This is a genomic window from Pseudomonadota bacterium (genome assembly GCA_039028935.1).
Lineage (GTDB): Bacteria > Pseudomonadota > Gammaproteobacteria > Steroidobacterales > SZUA-146 > SZUA-146.
In genome coordinates this window covers 25,690-31,878 of record JBCCHD010000038.1, presented here as the reverse complement: position 1 = coordinate 31,878, position 6,189 = coordinate 25,690, and the positions used below count along the sequence as shown (strand labels likewise).

Genomic DNA, 6,189 nt, shown 5'->3' with positions numbered 1-6,189 from the left:
GCCGCGTCCAGAGGGCCCGGGGGTCATTAAGAACAATGCGGGAAGTCTTGAAACATCGAGGAAATTCACCAGGCCATCCGGTTCGCCGGTTGGGCCCCAGATATCGGCATCCGGATTCCAATTTGGCGAGCCCGGCGAGGACAAGAAGGCGTCAGATATCGCGACAAGATCGAGAAAGTTGACGACACAATCATCCTCGCCACCGTCCGCGCCCACGAGGTCGGCGTCGCATGAATTGCCGATGCCGTCGTTATCCGAGTCTTGTTGTGAGGGGTTTGCCACGTTAATGCAGTTGTCCTCAAAATCGACAAGACCATCGCCGTCCGAATCACCCACATCGGGTCGCGGATCAAAGTGGTAGATCGAACCGTTTGTACTGGAGATCCACAAATTTCCTGAACTATCGTCAATGGCCAGGCCCGACATTCCATTTATTCCAAAGTCGGTAACGTCCAGTTCCCGAACGCAGAACCCTTGGGGCGTGAGTTGGCGAATAATATTCTGCGAACTACTCACAACCGTTAGCTCGCCTGTGTCAACGGCAATATCTAAGTCGCCGTAAAAAATATCGAACGGTGGTGGACCGGGGTTGAAAAACCCCTGCTCGGTGCCATCGTTCGCATTTAGAATTCGAATGAAATCATTACTGGTAAAATCGACGGTAGCAACATTGTTGCTGCCGGGTATGTGAGTGCCACCCACCAATGAGGCAGACGCGAGCGCAACCGATGTGATTACCGCACCACTGGCATCTAAGGCGTAGAGCCGCTCGGGACTGTCATCACCGTTAAACACCAATAACGTGCCGGCGGCCACACTGACGCCATCGATCGTCATGGGGCCTGTTGAAAAGTCGAGGTCATAATCGTTGGAGTTGGCACCGGGCGAAGTCAGTGTGCCAATTTCGGATCCGGTTTGATCGAGAATGTAGAGTGTCGTCGCGCCAAATTCGCCATACACGTATAGGTTGCCGCTCGACGGTTCCACGGCCAGGCCGACGATGCTCCCCACAACATCGGGGTCGAATTGAGCGAGTAACTCAGCCCCCCAAGCGGACGCATGGCAGCAAAAGAGCGCCATAAGCATGATCTGTTTTTTCATGTTGAATCCCTCCTGATTAGATCCTAGCGGATACGGGCGAACGTCTTTTTGGACGTTTGCTGCGCGCTGATGTCACCGTTTTATGGGTCTTAGAGTGCGGGTACAAGCGCGCTATTATGGTTTATGTCAGTCTACGCTATCGCAGTGCACTGGACATCGCAATCCATTGCTAACGTTAATGAGAACGGAGAGCACGAGTGCGGCTAAGGTATTGCGTGCTGGTTAGATTAAGTCAAAGCGTCGAGCTTACTGTGCAATTACCACGTTAAAAAGACACTGTCGCTGCGCGAAATTAGCAATGAAATGGAATGGGGTAAGCGTCGATCACTTAGAGCAAATCGTTTTCAAATGGAAAATGTGAGAGTACGTCATAACCGGTTTCGGTTATGACAACTTGCTGCTCAAGTTTGACGCCTTCCGCACCGCCGCGTTCGCCGATATAACTCTCCACGCACAACGTCATGCCGGTTTCGATTACGCCATCGTAACCCGCATCCGAAAAATCGGCGCGATGATAAAGATAAGGGTACTCTCCGGTCATACCGCATCCATGAGCTGACAGATAGTAACGATTGTCAAAATACCGTTCGGGAATGGTCCATGCACGGTCCGCGTATTCGCGAAACGTGAGGCCAGGCTTCAACAAGCTCATATTGTGATGCACTTGCTCATAGGCATGCTGATAGAGCGTGCGTTGTGAAGTGTTGGGTTCATTCGGGCCACTGTGAAAGGTGCGAGAGAAGTCTGAGTAGTAACCATGGCAGCCGACGACATCGGTATCGAGTGCAACAAGCTCATTGGCATTGATGACATGATGCGCACTTTCCTGAAACCACGGGTTGGTGCGTTGGCCCGCACTAAGCAGTCGTGTTTCGCAATAATCCCCATTTTGGGCGATAACGGCACCGTGCAGTACGGCCCATAGCGCGTTCTCAGTGAGGCCAGGTCGAAGTGTGTCACGTAGTGCAGCCACCGCGTTTTCCGTGGCACGTAGTGACGCCACGATACACTTAAGTTCTTCAGCGGACTTTACCGCGCGAGCCAGTTCGATGGCCTGTTGCGCGTCAACAATGTGCAAGCCGTATTCTTTCAGTGCGATGGCGGTTCCAGCATTGAGGCGTTCGAGCCCGAGCGTAGCATCTTTACCCACCAGTTCACGTATGAGTGCCTGCATATCTCGCGCCCAGTGGCGTTCGCGTTCGGCGATATTCGGACCGGCTGCGACAAAGCTCGCCGTCGAGGCGGGGCGCACCTCATCAATAGTATCGAGTCCGTCTGCTAAATGCAGACAGCCGGTAAACTCAAATAAAATCGATCGATAAGCGGTAAGCAACAAGTAACGCGAAGGCGCGTTACGCTGACTAAACACCTGCATATTACGGGCACCGGTCGCATAGCGAATGTTGATCGGATCCGACAGAATCAGCGCGTCGACATGATGGTGACGCATTTGCGCCCGTACTCGAGCAAGGCGATAGTGCCTCACCGCCGCAAGATCGATGCCCTCGCTCTCCGGTGCGCGGTCCAGCAACGTTACCGCATCGAGCGCGGTTTGGTCGGCGTGCCAGTTAAGATTGGTCATGTCTGCCCCGCGTCAATCCAACACAACATTCGAAGGCGCGGCGTCGGCGGTGTACGTAACAAGATGATGCGTGCTCGCCGGTGGCCGGCTAAATGCCTCCGTATCGTAGAAATAGCACAGACAGAAAATACTGCGTATCGTCATCGTCGCGACTGACGCCCACGCCAATGTCGATGTCGCTTCTGTCGCCGATGGGCATGAGCCAGTTGATCAGCAGGCTGTCTACGTCGGTTTGCTCCACCGCCGTTCGATCCCTTGAAAGTGTCAGTGACAAAGCGCGCTCGCCGATCGGCCACTCCGCGCCCGCGGACAGACTGTGATCGAGCAGATTGCCTGAGAGTGTTAACGATGAGGGCGACAACAAACGCGCGATGCTCAACTGACCAAGCCGCGCGACGTCGCGGTTGTAGTCGAGTCGCGACGCGTCAACAAACAGGGAATATCCCGACTCGCCCGTGTAGAGCACGTTTATGTCAACACCCGTTGCGCGGGCGGTGGCCGAGCGCGATTGTGTGGCATCGGTTAGCGCTCGAAAAGTGAGATCGAAATCCCGCCATAGATAGCCAGCGGATACTCGCCATCGGCCAAAGTCACGAAACAGGCCTGCCGACGCGTTGTCGGAGGAAAATTCGTCACGGTCGCCCCACTGACCGAGGGAGGCTCTCACGCCTACTGGTCCGAAGTCATGCTCGCCGCCTACTCCCCACTCGACGAATTCGAGCGAGTCACGATCACTGTCGGCACGTGTTAGACCGGCATCCGCGCTGAGTGACGTGGCTTCGGAAAAGGCGTAGTCGAACAGCGCATCCACGCTAACCGCGTCAGCGCTGTCGGCGGCTATACGCGCGCCGAATACATACATACTGTCCTCGGCCAGTACGTGGGGTGCCAGCAGTATTGCCAACGCGAGGTGAATCGCTCTCACAGGCGTCTCCCTAAAGCCTGATACAGGCACACAGCATAACCCAGACGCGGGCCGCTAGCGGGCCCGCGCTGGGTTACAGACGGTGACGTTTAGCGCAATCGGTTTATGCGCTCGCCGCGTCGATCAAGGCGGCGGTCAATACGATTGCCTTTATTGTCGAGCTTACGATCAATTCGGTCGCCACGACGATCCAGTCGCTTGGCGGCTTTCGGGTGGCCGGCGGCCTCGGCACGATTCGAAGCACGATCGAGTTTATTGTTGATTCGGTCGCCGCGTTTGTCGAGGCGCTGCTCAATGCGATCGCCGCGCTGATCCAGGCGTTTCTCGATGCGGTCGCCCGCATCGGCCATCACGTTTTGAGACAAAAGCAGCGTGGCGGTCAAAATAAGTGTCTTTTTCATTGGAAAATCTCCAGTTTTTTTGTGTTCCTGCTGCTTACAACGCGCTGGTCTTCAATCGGTTGACAACAGCGACAGAACATTTTCGATTAATCTGTCATATATAAGGAATCAGTGTCCGGTGGCAATGCTCTGGACTTATGTTGAATCAATTTAGTGAGTCTAGCCGTCAACCGATTGGATCCCCGCGCGTTGTAGTCAGTATCAAGGCCAATAAACGGGAGAATGATTGTGACCTTACTAACCAATGACAAACCAAACCAGGCAGCCAGAAACGTCGCGTCACGTTGGCTAGCGACACTGCTCGCGGCGCTAACGCTCAGTCTCACGGCGTGTGGTGGCGGTGGCGCCCAGACTGAGCCTCTGGCTGACGAGCCGTTGCCCCCTATCGTTGAAGAGCAGGGTGAATTGATGGTGACGATTACCGATGCGGAAGGCGACTTTGTTGCGTATGCAGTCGATGTCGTCTCGCTCACCATGGAAAAAGCCAACGGCGATCAGGTCGAAACGTTGCCTCTGTCGACGCGCATTGATTTTACGGAACTGACCGAAGTCACTGAGCTACTATCGATCGCCACGGTACCTGCGGGCAATTACGAATCGGTTGTGATGACACTCGACTACGGTGCGGCCGACATCATTGTGCAAGATGAAAATGGTGATTCCGTTACGGCGACCGCTGTCGATGCGAACGGTGATACCTTGGGATTGTTCGACGTGCGATTAAATCTGAGTAATAGCGATGTGATTCGCATTGCACCCGGTGTTCCGGCGGCATTTAGCCTCGACTTCGATCTTGATGCATCCAACGAGATCGATCTGACCATTGATCCAACAGTAACGGTTGAAGCGTTTTTACTCGCGACCGCTGAGCTTGAGACCGATCGAGAGCACCGTGTACGGGGCGCGCTCGTGTCGGTTGATGAAATCGACAATAGCTTCGTACTCAATGTGCGACCCTTTCGTCATCGCATCGGTGATTTTGGTCAATTCGATGTGACCACCGACGATCAGACACAGTACGAGGTGGATGGCACGGGCTACACCGGTAGCGAAGGGCTTGTGGCCCTCGCGGCATTGAACAGCAGTAGTCCGGTTATTGCCAATGGTGCGATCGCCGGTCGCAGTATTGCCGCCGATACGGTGATCGCAGGCAGCAGTGTGCCCTGGACTGATGGTGATGTGGTCAAGGGTGTGGTCGCGGCGCGCGACGGGGACGCCATCACCCTACGGGGTGCGCGCGTGGAATATCGCGATGGCGTTGAAATATTTCGCGGTTTCGGCACGGTGACCTTGGGCGCGGGTACCACGGTGACCGCACCCGGTGTGGACAACGATGCACTCACGATTGACAGTGTCTCGGTCGGGCAGCGCGTCGTGGCGTTTGGCGAACTTGTCGATGATCAAACCCTCGATGCGACTAGCGGGCGGGTGGTGATGCTGATGAATCAACTGACAGCCGAAGTCGTGAACGCGAATCCGTTGGCCGTCGACGTCTACTTTCTCAATGGTCGTCGCCCTACGGCGTTTGACTTCGCGGGTACAGGCGTTGATGCATCGTTCGATGCTAACGCTGACGAATACGATATCGACACGGGCCCATTGAGCCTCGATGCGCTGATGACGGGTGATCTTGTGCGCGTGCGCGGTCTGGTCACGCCGTTTGGAACGGCGCCGGCGGACTATACAGCGCAAACTCTTATCGACGTGAACACCGAAGCGCGTCCAGGTTCATTCAATGTGGTGTGGGCGGAAGGTAGTTCAATGCCATTTCACAGTTTGACCGAACAAATGATCGACATCGATTTGTCAGCGTCACGTGAAATCTTAACGGTACGTGGTGTACCTCGTGCTGTAACGAATCCGCTGGACAGTGCTATTTTGTCCCCCACGGAGAATGGCCAGGGTATCTACGCGGTGAAAGTGCGCGGCAGCGGCGAACTGCATCTGTATCGCGAGTTCTCTGAACTGGTCGCGGAACTGGATGCACAGCTGGACGCTGGTGCCCAACTGTATCGAGTGACCGCACATGTTCGCTATACTGATGACAGTAATGAGTGGGTCACACCGCGCGCTAGCTTTGTGTTTCGAGCGGCGGGCGAGTGATTGATTCGGCGCACACAGACGGCGTCCTCGGCGGCGCGAGCGGGAGCACGACTTCCGCTCGCGTTGTCGAACAGCCG

General features: G+C 55.3%; 5 protein-coding genes. 1 reads left to right on the top strand and 4 read right to left on the bottom strand.

Features of this window, described 5'->3' with window-relative positions:
* From AAF465_14595 to AAF465_14580, 4 genes are all read right to left on the bottom strand, one after another.
* Window positions 1–1,101 (bottom strand): hypothetical protein (locus AAF465_14595; protein MEM7083955.1); only part of this gene is annotated, 1,101 nt, incomplete at its 3' end.
* Window positions 1,102–1,429: 328 nt separating this feature from the next.
* Window positions 1,430–2,683: a Xaa-Pro peptidase family protein gene (locus tag AAF465_14590; GenBank protein MEM7083954.1), complete on the bottom strand. Its 1,254-nt coding sequence runs from the start codon at window positions 2,681–2,683 to the stop codon at window positions 1,430–1,432.
* Window positions 2,684–2,771: 88 nt separating this feature from the next.
* Window positions 2,772–3,608, bottom strand: a complete 837-nt coding sequence (locus tag AAF465_14585; GenBank protein ID MEM7083953.1) for a hypothetical protein — start codon at window positions 3,606–3,608, stop codon at window positions 2,772–2,774.
* Between the two features lie 89 nt (window positions 3,609–3,697).
* Window positions 3,698–4,009 (bottom strand): hypothetical protein, encoded by a 312-nt coding sequence (locus AAF465_14580; protein ID MEM7083952.1) that lies wholly within the window; start codon window positions 4,007–4,009, stop codon window positions 3,698–3,700.
* A gap of 228 nt (window positions 4,010–4,237) precedes the next feature.
* Between AAF465_14580 and AAF465_14575 the strand changes: the two genes are divergently transcribed.
* Window positions 4,238–6,112, top strand: a complete 1,875-nt coding sequence (locus AAF465_14575) for a DUF4382 domain-containing protein (protein MEM7083951.1) — start codon at window positions 4,238–4,240, stop codon at window positions 6,110–6,112.
* The last annotated feature ends 77 nt before the right edge of the window (window positions 6,113–6,189 follow it).

Excerpts from the sequence above, each read along its gene's own strand:
- AAF465_14590 (MEM7083954.1), bottom strand. The coding sequence starts at position 2,683 with ATGACCAATCTTAACTGGCACGCCGACCAAACCGCGCTCGATGCGGTA.
- AAF465_14580 (MEM7083952.1), bottom strand. The coding sequence starts at position 4,009 with ATGAAAAAGACACTTATTTTGACCGCCACGCTGCTTTTGTCTCAAAAC.